Below are 15,557 nucleotides of genomic sequence, written 5' to 3'. Positions count from 1 at the left end.
ACCACGGCGGAATTGCCAGAAAGCCTGGGCGACCGCAGTCGCAGCGGCATCGGCGGCGGTTGCAAGGGCTTCGTGGGTTAGTATCAAACCTTAAGTTAAATTGAGGTCAATCGCCGTGAAGAAAGCCCTTGCAGAAGCTGTTGTGAAACCAGGCAAGCTCCGCATTCCCGTCGCCCGCGTGGTAGCGGACGCGCAGGCTGACCCGTCCGAGCTGTGCGAAAAATCCGAGCTGTCGGTGGGCGAGGTCGCCAGCCGCAGCGGGCTGGCCGTGTCGGCCCTGCATTTTTATGAATCGCGCGGGCTGATCGCCAGTGTGCGCAATGCGGGGAACCAGCGGCGCTACCCGCGCTCCGTGCTGCGCCGCGTGGCGGTGATCAAGGTGGCGCAGCGCATGGGCGTGCCGCTGGCCGCCATCGCCGAGGCCTTGCAGGCGCTGCCCGCCGGGCGCACGCCCACGGTGGCCGACTGGCGCCGCCTGTCCGCCCGCTGGCGCGATGACCTGGACGAGCGCATCCGCACGCTGACGGCGCTGCGTGACCAGCTGGATGGCTGCATTGGCTGCGGTTGTTTGTCGCTCAAGGTCTGCCCGCTGCGCAATGCGCAGGATGCGCTTGCAGAGGAGGGGCCTGGGCCGCATTTTTGAGATGCGATGTGTGATTTGCTGCGCCCGCCGACGAAAAGGACGCATGGATTCCTGAAGGTCCTGTCCATTCATCCCCTCAATCTGCTCCGCCCGCGCGTGCCCAGGCCCGCCACCGCCATCACGCATGCGTTGAGCCGCTTCCGACTGCTGAAGGGCCCAGACCAATGCCTTTTGATCGTCATTCATGCTTGTCTCCCGTTGCGTAATTCGGTAGTCCATCTGCGGCCGCCCTTGCGGGGGTGGAACCTGCGGTGGTTGTATGGGGTATCGGCATGAGCCGTCACGCAAGCCCGAATGACTTGCGCAAGCCCTTCCCGACAGGGCCTGCAGGCATGAAGCGGCGAAGTTTGGCCAGCATCGACGCTTCACCCTTGGGTGTGTGGCGCATTTTCCAAGTCCCCAGCGCGGCACGGACGATGGTGTCGGCCACGCCCTGGGGCGGGGGCGCCTTCTGCACGTTGCTCTGGATCGCTTGCGACACGACGTCCAGCTCCTTGCTGTAGTCAGCAATCCGGGCCACCGTTTGGGGCGCGTTCAGATCCAGGTTGGTCTTGGTGAAGGAGGGCTCGACCAGCGAGACGCGGATACCGAATTGGCGCACTTCGTGGTCCAGCGTTTCAGCCAGCCCTTCAACGGCGTGCTTGGACGCTGAATAGAGAGCCATGTAGGGCGCGGGCAAAAATCCGAGCACCGAACTCACATTGACGATGCGGCCAGAGCGCTGCCCGCGCATGTGCGGCAACACTGCCTTGATCACGCGCAAGACGCCGAAGAGGTTCGTGTCAAACAGCTTCTGAGCCTCCTCCACAGATGTTTCTTCCGCAGCGCCCAGCAGAGTCACCCCCGCGCTGTTGATCAGCACGTCGATGCGTTGGGCTTGCGCGATGATGGTCTGGATGCCGCTTTCAACGGACATTTCGTCGCGGATGTCCATCTCAACGAGCGTCACGTTGGGAATGGCGTGCGCTTTGGCGGTGTTGCGCACGGTGCCGAAAACCCGGCAGCCCTGTTCGGCAAACTTCATGGCGGCAGCACGACCGATGCCCGAGGACACGCCGGTAACAACGACAACTTTGGATTTCGACATGGCAGTTCCTTTGATAGTGAGATTCGCAAGGGGAATCAGATAGATGCAGATGCGGGGGCTGAGCGAATGGGCCGGATGCCGAACCAGATCGAATACATCGCGGGCAGGAACACGAGCGTCAGTACCGTGCCGGCCAGCGTGCCGCCGATCAAGGTGTAGGCCAACGTTCCCCAGAACACGGAGTGCGTCAGCGGGATGAACGCCAGGATCGCGGCCAGGGCGGTAAGGATCACCGGGCGGGCACGTTGCACGGTGGCTTCCACCACGGCGCGGAAGGGGTCGAGTCCGGCGTCTTCGTTTTCGCGGATCTGCCCGATCAGGATGAGCGTGTTGCGCATCAGAATGCCGGACAAGGCGATCAGGCCAACCAGCGCATTGATGCCAAAGGGCTGTTGAAACAACAGCAGTGTCGGCACCACTCCGATCAGGCCCAGCGGGCTGGTCAGGAAGACCATGACCATCCCTGAGATGGAGCGAACCTGCAGGATGATGATGAGCAGGGTGGCTGCCAGCATGATCGGGAAGATTGGCAGCATGGCGACCGTCGCCTTGCCGGCTTCCTCGATAGAGCCTGCTTCCACGATGCGGTAGCCGCCAGGCAGCTTGTCCATGAGGGGCTTCAGTTGCTGGGTGATGGCCGTGGATACGTCCGGAGGCTGCAAACCTTCAGCAATGTCGCCGCGCACCGTGATCGTCGGCGTGCGGTCACGCCGACGCAGGATGGGATCTTCCATGCGCACCTCGACCTTGCCCACCTGCGACAGCGGGATGCGCTGCCCGCTCGATCCCACCAGCGACAGGCCCGAAATCTTCGCAGGGTCGAGACGGACATCGCCGGCGGCCCGGCCCATCACTTGCACCGAGCGGATATCCTCGCGCACCTCCGTCAACGGGGCTCCGCTCAGCAGGAACTGCAGTTGCAGCGCCACCGAGCTGGAGCTGAGTCCCACGGCACTCAGGCGGTCCTGGTCGAGTGTGAAATGCAAGGTCGGAACACGCGGGCCCCAGTCCGTGTTGACGGTGCGCATCATCGGGCTGGTCTGCAGGACCGCCTCGACCTCGGCGGAAATCTCGCGCAGCTTGTCCAGATCGGGCCCCATGACGCGGTAAGCCACGGGGAAGGGCGAAGGCGGGCCAAACACGATTTGCGTGACACGCACCCGTGCCTCGGGCGCCAGGCCATCTGCCACCGCATGGCGCAGTCTGAATTTGAGCTCTTCCCGTTCCTTGTCATTGCCGGTGAGCACCACGATCTTGGCGAACGACGGGTCCGGCAGCTCGGGCGACATGGCCAGGAAAAAGCGCGGGGCACCCTGGCCGATGTAGGCGGTCACGACCTTGGCCTCCTCCTGCTTGGCCAGCCAAGCCTCCACCTTGGCCGTCGCAGCGCTGGTTTGTTCGATGGACGTGCCGTAGGGCATCTGCACCTCGACCAGCACTTCCGGCCGGTCGGACGTGGGGAAGAACTGCTTCTTGACCAGCGCCATCCCCAGCATCGACACCACAAACAGGATGACGACGGAGGCTGCAACAATCCATTTGCGCGCAATGACGCGGCCAAGCAGCTGGCGGAACTGGTTGTAGCGCGGTGTGTCGTAAATGGCGTCGTGTCCGCCTTCGACCTTTTTGAGGTCAGGCAACAGCTTGACGCCCAGGTAAGGCGTAAAAACCACCGCCACCACCCACGACGCAATCAATGCAATGCCTACGATCCAGAACATGTTGCTGGTGTATTCACCCGCCGTGGAGCGTGCGAAACCATTCGGCATGAAGCCAATGGCTGTGACCAGGGTGCCCGAAAGCATGGGGGCTGCCGTATGGCTCCAGGCGTAGGCCGAGGCCGCCACACGGCTGTAGCCTTCTTCCATCTTCACCACCATCATTTCAATGGCAATGATGGCGTCGTCCACCAGCAGGCCCAGGGCCAGGATGAGTGAGCCCAGCGTGATCCGGTCAAAGTTCTTGCCAGAGGCGGCCATGATCACGAACACCGCCGCCAGCGTCAACGGCACGGCGGCTGCCACGACGATGCCCACACGCCAGCCCATGCTGACAAAGCAGACCACCATCACGACGAGCAGGGCGACAAAAAACTTGACCATGAACTCGTCCACTGCCGAGCTGATGTTGACGGCCTGGTCGGTCACCTTGGTCAGCGTCATGCCCCTGGGGAGTTCTGCATTGATCTTGGTGACCTCGGCCTCCAGCGCTTTGCCCAGATCGAGCCCGTTCCAGTCGTCGCGCATCACGACGCCCAGCAGCAGGGCTGGCTCGCCGCCGTTGCGCACCAGGAAGGTTGCGGGGTCTTCATAGCCGCGCTCGATAGTCGCCACATCCGACAGCTTCAGCGTACGCCCCTGCGCGATGATCGGGGTCTGCCGGATCTTCTCCAACGTGTCGAACGCGCCATCCACACGCAGGAATACCTGTGGTCCCTTGGTTTCGATGGAGCCTGCGGGCGTCAGCACGTTCTGGCTGTTGAGCGCGGCAAAAATGTCCTGCGGCGCCACGCCCAGCGTGGCCAGGCGATCATGGGAGAACGAGACGTAGATCCGCTCGGGTTGTTCCCCAATGATGTTGACTTTCTTGACGCCGGCCACATGCAGCAGTTGCTGGCGCAACACTTCCGCGTCGCGGACCAACTGTCTTTGGGGTTCACCCTTGGCCTTGAGGGCGAAGAGCGCAAAGGTCACGTCTGCATATTCGTCGTTGACCATAGGGCCGATGACGCCAGCAGGCAGTTTCCTCGCCTCGTCGCTGATCTTCTTGCGAGCCTGGTAGAACTCCTCCTGCACTTGCGACGGCGGTGCGCTGTCCAGCAGCGACACCATGGTGAAAGCCAGGCCGGGGCGGGTGAAGGTTTCTGTGCGGTCGTACCAGCGCAATTCCTGCATGCGCTTTTCCAGGGGTTCTGCAACCTGATCCTGCATCTCCTGGGCCGTGGCGCCAGGCCACGCCGTAACGATCGTCATCTGCTTGATGGTGAAAGGCGGGTCTTCAGCGCGCCCGAGTTTGGCAAACGCGAGAATGCCTGCTGCAGAGATCAGGAAGATCAGGAAGAGGGTGATGGCGCGCTCGCGCACTGCGAGCGCCGACAGGTTGAAACGGCCTTCGCTCACGGACGTGCTCCTTCCTTCGGAGCAGCTGCGGCAAGATCTGCCAGCCGGACCTGCTCGCCTTCGCGCAACAGGTGCGCACCCAGTGCGACGATTCGCTCCCCGGGCTTGATGTGGCCCGTCACGTAGGCGCCTGCATCGTCCAGGCGCTGGACGGCCACCGGCTGCCAGGCAACCTTGGCCGGTTCACCGCGAAGCACCCAAACTCCTGGGCCCTTGCCCGCATCGAACAAGGCGCCGATGGGCACCTGCAGGCCCGCCGCCGCAGAGGACTTTTCGTCCGGAATGCGAACCACCACCGTGGTGCCCAGGGGCGCGTTGGCCAAATCCCCTTCGAGCACATAGCGGGCCTCGAAGGTGCGCGTCACCCGGTCTGCCGAGCTGGAAAGCTGTCGCAGCTTGGCCGAGACGGCGGCCTCCTCCTTGCCAAACAAGGTGGCTTGTGCCTGCGACCCTATGGCGGGGCGCAAAGTCTCCGGCAGCTGCACGAGCGCTTCGCGTCGGCCTGCATGGGCCAGGCGGACTACCGGTTGCCCGGCGCTCACCACCTGTCCGGGTTCGGCCAGCGTTTCCACGACGACGCCGTCGCCGTCTGCCACCAGCTCGGCATAACGGCTTGCATTGCGGGATACATCCGCCTGGGCTTCGGCCGCACTGAGCTGCGCCTGGGCTGCGTCTGCAGCCGCCTTCACCTGGTCATAGGCCGCAGCGGAGATAGCGCCTGTGCCGCGCAGGTCGCGGTACCGTGCTTCATCGTCCGCCGTCTGGCGAGCACGGGCACGCGCAGCGGCCACAGCCTCTTGCTGCGCATGGGCGGCCAGTTTCAGATCGACCGCATCGATGCGCATGAGCAGCTGCCCGCGTTTGACGGTCTGCCCCGCATCCACTAGCCGTTCCAGCACCTTGCCCGAGACGCGAAAGCCCAGGTCGCTCTGCACCCGGGCCGCTACGGTACCCGTGAACGCCCTGGAGGCAGCTGCGGCCTCCTGAACAATGGCTGCGCGCACCAGCGGCGCTTCGGTGCGTGGATCGGAAGAAGCCTTTTCGCCGCAGGCGACCAGCGCCAACGGCAAGGCAGAAATGAGAAACAGAGTGGCGAGGCGAGGCCGAAGCATGAAAGTCCCTTGTGCAGATGGATCGGGACTTTCATTGTGATTCTTGTGACCAAATTAGTCAATAGTCACAAATAAACTTTCGCTCATGGGGACAGGCTGCGCAGGACCAGGCTGGACAACTGGGTGGGCGCCTCGTTGGCGTAGTCCAGGCTGTGCTGCAGGATCAGCGGATTGAGGTAGGGGCGCATCACCAGGTGGATGGCTGCAGTGGTTTCATCCAGCGGCGTCTTGCGCTCGAAGTCGCCGGTCTGCCGGCCTTCCTGCAAAACATCCCGCAACAGCGCCTGCAGGCGCTCCTCGTACACGATGGTGGACTGCCAGCGTTCGGTTGCCGCAGAGGTGGCGATCTCGTAGAGCTTTCTGTCCTGGAAAAAGAGACGCAGGCTCGACTCCACAATGGCTTTGAACATGCGCCGCAGCTTCTCGGGTGGCCGATCGGCCTGGGCCACGGCCGCCCGGACCTCGCTCTCGATATCGCTCAGGCAGTTGGCGCAAATCATCTCGCCGATGGCCTGCTTGGATTCGAAGAACTTGTAGATATAGGCTTTGGAAAAACCGATCTCCTTGGCCAGGTCGGACACGGTGGTTTTTTCGTAGCCGTAGCGGCTGAAGTGCTCGGTGGCGGCGGTCACGATCTGGTTTCGCACCTCGTGGTCCGCAGGGCCCCGGCCTGCGGCGGTGGGATGGCTTGTTTTGGTCATGGGCAAAGCTTACGCCAGTCTTGGTGACTAGACAACGAGTGACTATTTGGTATTATGGTCACAATTCAATTGAACCATGACCGAAAAAACCATGCTGCCCAAACGCACACTCGCCGCCCTTCTTGTGGCCAGCCTCTCCGCCGGCTGCGCCGTGGGGCCGGACTATGTCCGGCCCGAGATTTCCCTGCCTGGGCATTACCAGGATCAGCCCGGCAGCAATCAACAGCCAGAGAAGGCCGCCGCCGAACTGGCCTCCTGGTGGTCTGCGTTTGGCGATCCTCAACTCACGCGATTCGTGTCGCTCGCGCTGGCGCAAAACCTCGATCTGGCGCAAGCCGCTGCACGGGTCGCCCAGGCGCGTGCGGGGCTGGGCGCGGCCGACGCCGCACTGTTGCCGTCCGCAGCCGTGTCGGGCCAGGCTGCGCGGGCCTATCAGTCCACGCAAACACCCTTGGGACAGGTCTTGAGTTCGACGCCGGGTTTTGACCGGTATGGCAGCGCTTACGAGGCAAACCTGGGCGCAAGCTGGGAGCTGGATGTGTTTGGCGGCCTGCGCCGGGGGCGGGAGGCGGCCACCGCCGAATACCAGTCTTCGGAGGCTGGTGCTGTTGCCACCCGATTGGCCGTGGCGGCACAGACCGCAGATATCTACATCACGATTCGCGGCCTGCAGGCCCGCCGAGACGTGGCCCGCCAGCAGGTGCAGACGCAACACGACCTGCTGTCCAACGTCAGGCTGCTGCACAGTAAGGGTCTTGCGGCAGAGCTCCAGGTGAGCCAGGCGGAGGGGGCGCTCTCGCAGGCGCAAGCAGCGATCCCGGTGCTGGACGCTTCCTTGGACACGGTAATGAACGCCATGGATGTCATCCTGGGAACTCCCCCGGGCACCCACCGCGCAGAACTGACCGCGCCGGGCGGCATTCCGGCAACTCCCCAAGGAATTGCGACGGGCTCGCCGAGCGAGCTGCTCAGGCGCAGGCCGGACCTCATCGCTGCGGAGCGCCGCTTGGCTGCATCCAATGCGCGCATTGGCGCCGCCATCTCCGAGTACTACCCCAAACTCTCTCTCAGCGGCCTGGTGGGGAGTGCAACGTCTGTGTCCAGCGGCAGCCTGTTCTCGGGCGGCGCCAGCCAGGCCACAGGCGTGCTCGGGCTGCGCTGGCGTCTTTTCGACTTCGCGCGCATCAATGCGCAGATAGAGCAGGCCAAGGGCCAGGAGGCAGAGATGCTGGCCGCCTACCGATTGGCGGCGCTGCGGGCCACGGAAGATGTGGAAAACTCGCTCTCCGCGTTTTCCAGGCGCCAGGAGCAAGTTTTGGTGTTGAAGGCCGGTGTCGATTCGCTGGGTCGCGCTCGCGCAGCGTCGTTCTCGGCCTACCAAAAAGGCGTTGTCAGCTTGATCGAAGTCTTGCACGCCGATGAGACCTTGCTCCGGGCTGCCGATGCGCGTGTACAGGCGCAGACGGAATCTGCCCGTTCGGCAGTGGCCATCTTCAAAGCACTGGGGGGAGGGTGGGAGTCCGGTGCATCTCCGACCTAGTCCACGTTCAATGGCCACGCCCAAAGCAGCGTTAACTTCCGACGAGTACGGTCACATCGCCTACCACCGCAACGGCCCGGTTTCATCGCTCCAGAAGATCCACCGCCGCACCTCCGCATACGGCGATGTGCCGATGGAATACGGGTCCATCCCCGTCTCCACGCGCTCCAGGTGCACCAGGTAGCCGCCGTAGCTGGCGGCCCATAGGGTGCTGCCGTCGGGCGACATGTCCATGGCACTGATGGTGCTGCCGATGTGGTGGCGCCACAGCGGGCGCCCGTCGTCGCTGAGGGCGTGCAGGTAGCCATTGGCATCGCCCAGCACCACCATGCGCGGCAGGGTGGCAGATGCATACACGCGCCACTGGGTGTTGATGGCCGGGGCTTCGTGTGTTTCTTCTTCTCCACTGTCTGCCGCGAGGTCTGGCAACGCTGCACTCACTGGCGCGGCCAGCGTGCAGCCCCCGTAGAAGTGGCAGGAGTTGGCAAACAGCTGCGTGCCGTCGTGTGAGAAGGTGGTGTGGTGCGGGTAGGACGACAGGGGCTCGTAGCGGCGCACCACCTGGCCTCGGGCGTTCAGCAGGATGTGCACGCTGTCCTGGTCGCCCACGGCGATGTAGCGCTCGTCCGGTGACAGGGCCATGTGCAGCATGTCGAGCGCCAGCATCGTGACCTCGGCGCCGTTCACCGATTCGTCCTGCTGGTTCTTGGGCCAGGTGTAGGGGCCGTCTTCGTCAAAGGTTTGCGGGTGGATGCGCTGCACGGGGCTGCTGGCTTCCTCGGCACCCTCGGCGTGTAACAGATAGACGCCCGTGGGGTTGCGCAGCAGCACACGCTGGCCGTCGTTGAAGGGGATCAGCTCGTCGCAGAGCTGGCCCAGGGGGCCGGGCGATACCACCACCTGAGCTGGCAGTGCTTCGTTGCCCTGGGGCAGTGCAAAGCGGGCGATGACGGGGCCGTCAAAACCATCGTGCGTGGTGACATGCTGGCCGTCGCTTTGCGCAAAGCAGCGCCGGTTGGGCGAGCGGCCGAGGCCGCGTAGTGCGGGCAAGGGGATGTGCCGCAGGCCCTGCAGGGCCACCCAGTGCGCCGTGTCGTCGTAGGGGGCGCCGATGCGCGCCAGCACGCGGCCGTCGTCCAGCGCGAACACCGGGCCGATGAAGCGGCCCGCATCGGCGGCGTGTCGCACGAAGGCGTCGGGGGCAAATGCAAAGCGCTGGCGAAAGCGGTCGGCCAGGTCTTCGTCGGCGTGGGTGTTGACCACGCGGGCCAGCTGCAGCACGGTGGCTGCGGCCGCCTTGCGCGGGTCGGAGGGCAGGTCGCTGTCTTCGTTTTCTTCTTCTTGTTCTTCTTCGGTATCGCCGTTGCCTTTCTGCACCTCGGCCGCATCCAGAGCGAGCTGGTGCGCGCGGATGGCGGCCACATAGCTTTGCCCATCGGCCTGCCATTGGTCGGACAGCGTCATCAGCTCGACAGGGAAGACCGCTGCATCGGGCAGGTCGGGCGCCAGCGGGGGCGTGGCCAGCAGGTGCACGGCGGCTTCGATGCGCCGCGCCTCGGCCTGGCGGGCCTGCTCCTGTTCGTGCTGATCGCGCACGCGCAATTGGACCGCACCGTAAAAACGCAGCAGCCGCGTTATGTGGTCGGCGGCACTCCGGGGCAGGGTGGTGCGGGCATCGCACTGGCGCTGCGCATAGGTGAACTCCACCACGGCAGGCCCGTCCAGCGCGGCTTCCACGTTGATCTGGTAGGCGCTGTGGGCGTTGTCGTCTTCGTCGCCGGGGGCTTCGTCGCCGTTTTCCCAGCTGAGCTTGAGGGCGCGGCCCCAAGGCTCGCCTTCGTGCATGCAGGGCTGGCGTGCACCCACCCACACGTCGCCTTCCCACCAGCCGTTCTTGTCGCTGTCCCACCAGTCGTTGTAGCGCTCGGTGAACACGGGCAGGGTGGTGAAGTCTTCGATGCGTTCTGCGGTCAGCTCGGCCACCAGGCGCTGGTACAGCGGGTAGCGGGCGCGGTGCTGGCCCACGGCCTTGCGCAGGTAATCCAAGACGCCGCGCCAGGCCAGCGTGCAGGCCTGCCAGGCTTCGGGGGCGGTGTCGGGTGCCAGGGGCAGCCATTCGCCGGGCTCGCCTTCGCTATAGGCGCGGTACACCAGCGTGAGCTGCGCGGTGGTGGGCACCTTGCGGCCCCGCACGGCGGCGGCCAGGCGCGCCAGCAGCCCCTGGCGTTCGGGCACCTGCGCCACCGAGAGGTAGAAGTCCCAGGTCTTCCAGACGGTGATGAACACGTTGTCATCGCGCTGGTCGCCATCGGCGTCCACATGCCGCTGGCACAGCGAAAAATCAGTCTGCTGAAACCACCCGGTGGCCGTGTGCTCCTTGGGGCCGATCACGGGCGTGTGCACGGCGGCCAGGATGTTGCGCACGCTGATGGCCTCATTGGCGAACAGCTCGGCCTCCAAGGGCATCAGCGCGTGGATCTCGGCGCTGCTGCGCGTGGCGTTCTCGCCCGCGCGCACGGCGGCCACCACGCGGGCGCGGTCCAGCACGTAGCTGACGCCGCTTTCGCCATCGTCGATGCCGTCATGGAACTCAGGCAGGAACACGATGCCTACGATTTCGCTGGAGAACTCCGCCAGGTGCGGCACGCCGCGCACCTCGTCCATGAGGAACTCCACCTGTTCGGGCCCGGTGATGTCTACGGGGTATTCATCCGTGAACAGTGCCACCCGCGCCGTGAGCCCGCCACGCACGGTGAGCCCGCCGTGGTTGTAGTCGCCCCACAGCAGGTCGGCCACTTGCAGCGCGCCCTGCACATAAAGCAGCTGGCCGCCCACCACGGCGTTGTGCATGCGCGCGTCGCCCAGTACGACCAGGTGCGTGGCGCCATCGGTGTCGTCGCAGGTGAGCGCGCCGTCAATCTGCAGATGCCCTTCTATCAGGATCAGAAAGGGCTGGCCCGTGGGAGCTTGGTTGGTGTTGTTGCCGTCCTGCAGCAGCGCCCGCAGCGGGCTGCCGCTGGCCAGGGGCGCATCCAGGTGCAGCTCGGGCACCAGCACATCGCCGGTGATGCAGAGCACGGTTTCCGTGGCCAGCGCATCCGGGTCCTCTGCAAGGCGCTGGGCGATCCAGCTGTCGGCGGGCAGTCGGGCGGCCACATCGGCCAGCGGGCAAAGTCGGGCAGTGGGCATGGTGCGGGAAAGCGGTGGAACAACGGGCGGGGCATCGTACACCGCGTGCGGTGTGGTTTCTGTTTTGCGCAGAGAATGATGTGTTGTCTTACTAATTGGCCGCCATGACACAAAACTCTCCCGTTTTCGAAGTCCTTCCCCGCGACCTGTCTGCCTACCGCCAGGGCAATGTGGGCATCGACTACGTGCACCGTTTTGAATCGGCCCAGCCAGGCCCCCACGTGCTCATCAATGCGCTCACGCATGGCAACGAGATCTGCGGCATGGTGGCGGCCACGCACCTGCTGGACACGGGCGTGCGCCCGCGGATTGGCACGCTGACCATCAGCTTTGCCAACGTGGCGGCGTATGCATCGTTTGACCCGACCCGTCCGTTTGAAAGCCGCCAGCTGGTGCACAACCTCAACCGCATCTGGTCCGCCGGTGAACTGGACGGCACGGCTGCAAGCCCCGAGCTGGACCGCGCCCGTGCGTTGCGCCCGGTGGTGGCTGCGGCCGATCACATCCTGGACATCCACTCCACCAGCCAGGACGTACAGCCTTTCTGGGTGTACCCCGCCTATCCGCGCAATGCGCAGGTGGCGCTGGCCATTGGCAGTCCGCCCGTGCACCTGGTGATGCCCAGCGGGCTGGGCTCGGGCACGCCGCTCATCCAGCACGGCCGCCATGGGCTGGCTGAGAGCGATGGGGTGGCTTTGGTGGTGGAGTGTGGCCAGCATTTCCGCCAGTCGGCGGCCGACGTGGCCACGGCCGTGGCGCTGGATTTTCTGGCGCATTTCGGGCTGGTCGAAGCTGCTGCCAACCGCCCAGCGCCAGGCCCGCAGCGCCGCTATGAACTGCTGGAGACCTGCATGGTGCGCACGCCGGACTTCCGCTTCACACGGCCTGTGCAGGGCTTTGAGGTGTTTGCCCAGGGCGAACTCATCGCCACCGATGGCCCGCACGAGATCCGCGCGCTGTGCGACGACTGCACGGTGATGATGCCCACGCGCGAGCCCATCGTGGGCCGCGAGGCGGTGTACCTGACCCGGCCGATCTGACCGGCAAGGACCGGCAGGCTCAGAAGGACGAGCCGGGCTGCGCGAGGAAGGCCAGCTCCTGCGCCGTAGACGTGCGCCCCAGCACGGCGTTGCGGTGCGGATAGCGCCCGAAGCGCGCAATGATGTCGCGGTGCGCCACCTCGAACTTCAGGTTGTTTTCCAGCCCCGGCTGGTCAAACAGCACCATCGCCTGGGCGTGGATGGCGGCGGATTCGCTGTGCATGTAGGGCATGTAGGCAAAGGCGCGCTCGGTGGGGGCCAGTGCCTTGTCGTGCTGCCCGGCCACCAGCTCCTGCGCCAGGGCCAGCGCCTGGGCGTCTTGCGCAAACGCAAGCGGCGAGCCCCGGTGGATGTTGCGCGAGAACTGGTCCAGCACCAGGATCTCTGCCAGGCGGCCTTGGGGCGTGCCGCGCCAGTTCCACAACTCGCACTGCCGCGCTGCCTGCCAGGTGGCACCGAAGCGGACACGGATCATCGCGTCGATGGCGTCCTCTTGTGCGAAGTGCTGGGCGGGGGTGAGTTCTTCGAACCAGAAATGAAGGATGTCTTCGGCTTGCATCGTGAATATCGCATGAAATAGGGCTCTGGCGCTTGATCATAAAGCGCTGGCAGCTATCCATTTCATAGTATCCGATGCGGACCGCTCAGTTCTGGAGGCGGATTTTTCCCTCGCGCACATATTGGTTGAACTGGTCCTTCGGGATCGCGGCGGAGCCCACGGCATCGTTGTCTGCGGTCCAGCTCAAGGTGGTGCTGTCTTTGGAAGGCGCCAGCTCTACGGGGCCTTTCGGAATGGTCAACGGCGCTCCGTCACCCGGGGTGTAGGTAACGTGGCCTGCAATGGTGGCGTGCTGGGTCATGGTGAATTCCTTTTTGGTGGTGCCGATGTGATGGAGCTTCCATTGCACTGCGCGCACGCGTACCGGGGTGTAAGACCATGCCGTGCCACCGCGCGGGCCGTGGCCGCCACCCGTAGCCCTTGAAACTGGCGCGGCCCAGGCGAGGGACGCCAAGCAAGGGCCGCCCCGCAGCGAGGGCGTCGTCCCCCTGGGGGGAAGGCGCGCAGCGACTCAGGGGGGACTCCTGCTCATGGAGGCACCACCGCCTGCGTCCGCTCCTGCCGCACCAGATACAACCCGCTGCCGATGATGATCGCGCCGCCCAGCAATGTGGAAACCCCCGGCACGGCCTGCCACAGCACCCAGTCGAGCCCCATGCCCCAGGCCAGGGCCGTGTATTCAAACGGTGCCACCACCGACGCCTGCCCGTGCCGGAACGCCTCGGTGATCGCCAGCTGCCCCAGAAACCCCGTGACCGCCAGGCCCGCCACCAGCGGCCAGTGTGCAGCGTCCACGCCCACCCAGCCCGGCCAGGCCAGCGTGCCCGCGCCCAGCGCCAGCAAGGCGGTGGTCCAGAAGACCAGGCTGGCGCTGGAGTCTGTGCGGCTGAGCACGCGCCCCGTGATGGCCGACACGGCGTATCCACACGCTGCGCCCAGCACCGCCAGCGCGCCCAGCGTGAAAAATGCGTCCTGGCTGGGCTGCAGGGCCACCACCACGCCCACCATGCCCAGCACGATCGCCACCCAGTGGGCGGCGCGCACCTTCTCGCCCAGCACCACGGTGGACAGCGCCGTGATCAGCAACGGGGCGATGAAAAACAGCGTGTAGGCCTCGGCCAGGCCCAGCTCCTTGAGTGCGTAGGTGAACAGGCCCAGCATGGTCACGTTGAGCACGCCACGCAGCAGGTGCAGCGGCCAGCGCACCTTGAGCAAGCCCCGCACCTCGCCGCGCCACAGCACATACAGCGTCACCAGCGGCAACGCAGCCCAGCCGCGCAGCGCCGCGACCTGCATGGCGGGGTAGCTGGCCGACAGGGTCTTGAGCAGGGCGTCCATCAGCGAAAAACACCCCACCGCCGCGACCATGGCGACGATGCCGCGCAGGTTGCCCGAGGCTGCCGCCTGCGCTGTGGTGGCCGTCGCAGTTGTGGTTGCGGCTGCAGATGCCGCAGGCTGAGCCTCGGTGTCGCTCGTCCGCGTCATGGTTGTACCGCCGCAGGAAGGCTGCAGGCTGTGGCGGGTGGCAGGGTGGCAAACGGCGCAGGAGCTGTGCCGCCAAGGCAGCGGTGCTGCGCTGGAAGACTGTGCATGGGGTAACGAGATGTGGCTGCCTGCGGCGCGTGGGCCTGCGCCGCAGCCAGGGGGTCGGTGGGCCAAAAAGTGTAGCGCAGCCCGCGCCAGCGCGCTGCCTCGGCTCGGCTCGGCTCAGTCCGCCTTGTGGTTGGCTGCGTTGCGGCTCACCTTGTCGTGCAGCATCGGAATGGCCCACAGCACCACCAGCGCGAGCACCGTGCTCAGCACCGCCGTGGCTTCGCGGCCTAGCCCGGCGGCCACGCCGATGGCGGCCGTGAGCCAGATGCCAGCGGCTGTGGTCAGGCCCTTGACCTGGCTTTCGGCATCGCCCTTGAGGATGGTGCCCGCGCCCAGAAACCCCACGCCCGCGATGATGCCCTGCAGCACGCGGCTGTTGTCTGCCGCTTCAATGCCGGCCTGCTGCGCCACCAGCACGAACAGGGCCGCGCCCATGGCCACCAGCATGTGCGTGCGCACGCCGGCGGCCTTGCCCGCGTGTTCGCGTTCCCAACCCAGCAGCCCGCCCAGCAGCGCTGCCATGGCCAGGCGCACCACGATGCGCGTGGCCTGTGTCGCATCGGGCACGTCCGAGAATTCCGAGGCCACCGTGCTGGCGATCTCCTGCCAGAGGTCAGCCATGGCCATAGTCCTTGCACCCGGTGACCGGCGTTGTGGCGAGGGAGGACGGTGTGCTCAGAGAGCGGTGCGCGTGTGGTGGCATGGCGGGGAGTCCAGCGGAGGAGGGGCGCAGCAACAGTGCTGCCCTGCGACTGTGCTGCTCCTGCGCGGCAGCGTCTACCGGTGGCGGGCGAGCGCGGGGGTAGGACACTGCCGACGCACGCCAACGACCGCTTGGCGGGGTGTGGGCGCCAGGTTTTGATAGAAATTGGCATCTGGCGCTTGATGGTAAAGCGCTGGTAGCTATCAAAAGTGAAGCGTCTGGCGATGGCCGCCCATAGCCATGTTCCTCCCGCGCCTCCCCAGCCCGTCCC

At 65.4% G+C, this 15,557-nt stretch carries 12 protein-coding genes; 3 read left to right on the top strand and 9 right to left on the bottom strand.

The features are described from left to right. Positions 1–178 precede the first annotated feature (178 nt). Entirely contained in the window at positions 179–643 is a 465-nt protein-coding gene (gene soxR, locus ACQ4MJ_RS13010) for a redox-sensitive transcriptional activator SoxR (RefSeq protein ID WP_304505251.1), read from the top strand. A gap of 280 nt (positions 644–923) precedes the next feature. On the opposite strand, the gene ACQ4MJ_RS13005 is transcribed toward soxR, so the two are convergent. The 4 genes from ACQ4MJ_RS13005 to ACQ4MJ_RS12990 form a co-directional block, all read right to left on the bottom strand. Then, positions 924–1,730: an oxidoreductase gene (locus tag ACQ4MJ_RS13005; protein ID WP_431152403.1), complete on the bottom strand. Its 807-nt coding sequence runs from the start codon at positions 1,728–1,730 to the stop codon at positions 924–926. Between the two features lie 35 nt (positions 1,731–1,765). Continuing rightward, on the bottom strand, positions 1,766–4,849 hold the full coding sequence (locus tag ACQ4MJ_RS13000; RefSeq protein ID WP_431152404.1) for an efflux RND transporter permease subunit: 3,084 nt from the start codon (positions 4,847–4,849) through the stop codon (positions 1,766–1,768). Next, positions 4,846–5,961 (bottom strand): efflux RND transporter periplasmic adaptor subunit, encoded by a 1,116-nt coding sequence (locus ACQ4MJ_RS12995; RefSeq protein WP_218299246.1) that lies wholly within the window; start codon positions 5,959–5,961, stop codon positions 4,846–4,848. The genes ACQ4MJ_RS13000 and ACQ4MJ_RS12995 overlap by 4 nt, the downstream gene beginning before the upstream one ends. Before the next feature lie 83 nt (positions 5,962–6,044). After that, a complete protein-coding gene (locus ACQ4MJ_RS12990) occupies positions 6,045–6,662 on the bottom strand; it encodes a TetR/AcrR family transcriptional regulator (RefSeq protein WP_121419489.1) in 618 nt (205 codons plus the stop codon). A gap of 91 nt (positions 6,663–6,753) precedes the next feature. Here ACQ4MJ_RS12990 and ACQ4MJ_RS12985 point away from each other — a divergent pair, with 91 nt between their 5' ends. Further along, positions 6,754–8,202: an efflux transporter outer membrane subunit gene (locus ACQ4MJ_RS12985; protein WP_431153071.1), complete on the top strand. Its 1,449-nt coding sequence runs from the start codon at positions 6,754–6,756 to the stop codon at positions 8,200–8,202. 60 nt (positions 8,203–8,262) lie between these two features. Here ACQ4MJ_RS12985 and ACQ4MJ_RS12980 read toward each other — a convergent pair whose 3' ends face one another. Continuing rightward, positions 8,263–11,391, bottom strand: a complete 3,129-nt coding sequence (locus ACQ4MJ_RS12980; RefSeq protein ID WP_431152405.1) for a WD40 repeat domain-containing protein — start codon at positions 11,389–11,391, stop codon at positions 8,263–8,265. A gap of 104 nt (positions 11,392–11,495) precedes the next feature. Between ACQ4MJ_RS12980 and ACQ4MJ_RS12975 the strand changes: the two genes are divergently transcribed. After that, positions 11,496–12,431: a succinylglutamate desuccinylase gene (locus ACQ4MJ_RS12975; protein ID WP_431152406.1), complete on the top strand. Its 936-nt coding sequence runs from the start codon at positions 11,496–11,498 to the stop codon at positions 12,429–12,431. 19 nt (positions 12,432–12,450) lie between these two features. On the opposite strand, the gene ACQ4MJ_RS12970 is transcribed toward ACQ4MJ_RS12975, so the two are convergent. From ACQ4MJ_RS12970 to ACQ4MJ_RS12955, 4 genes are all read right to left on the bottom strand, one after another. Continuing rightward, positions 12,451–12,990 carry a DUF924 family protein gene (locus tag ACQ4MJ_RS12970; protein ID WP_121507042.1) on the bottom strand — a complete coding sequence of 180 codons (540 nt, stop codon included), beginning with the start codon at positions 12,988–12,990 and terminating at the stop codon, positions 12,451–12,453. Positions 12,991–13,075: 85 nt separating this feature from the next. After that, complete coding sequence (locus tag ACQ4MJ_RS12965; protein WP_431152407.1) at positions 13,076–13,291, bottom strand: hypothetical protein; 216 nt, start codon at positions 13,289–13,291, stop codon at positions 13,076–13,078. 227 nt (positions 13,292–13,518) lie between these two features. Further along, the gene (locus tag ACQ4MJ_RS12960) at positions 13,519–14,475 is read right to left on the bottom strand and encodes a DMT family transporter (RefSeq protein WP_431152408.1); all 957 of its coding nucleotides are present in this window, start codon (positions 14,473–14,475) and stop codon (positions 13,519–13,521) included. Between the two features lie 222 nt (positions 14,476–14,697). Beyond that, a complete protein-coding gene (locus ACQ4MJ_RS12955) occupies positions 14,698–15,204 on the bottom strand; it encodes an MgtC/SapB family protein (protein WP_373692578.1) in 507 nt (168 codons plus the stop codon). Between the last annotated feature and the right edge of the window lie 353 nt (positions 15,205–15,557).

Origin of the sequence: Acidovorax facilis, assembly GCF_050626955.1 — a bacterium.
Lineage (GTDB): Bacteria > Pseudomonadota > Gammaproteobacteria > Burkholderiales > Burkholderiaceae_C > Acidovorax > Acidovorax facilis.
Note: the sequence above shows the minus strand (reverse complement) of the source record. Positions and strands in the feature narration are given on the sequence as shown.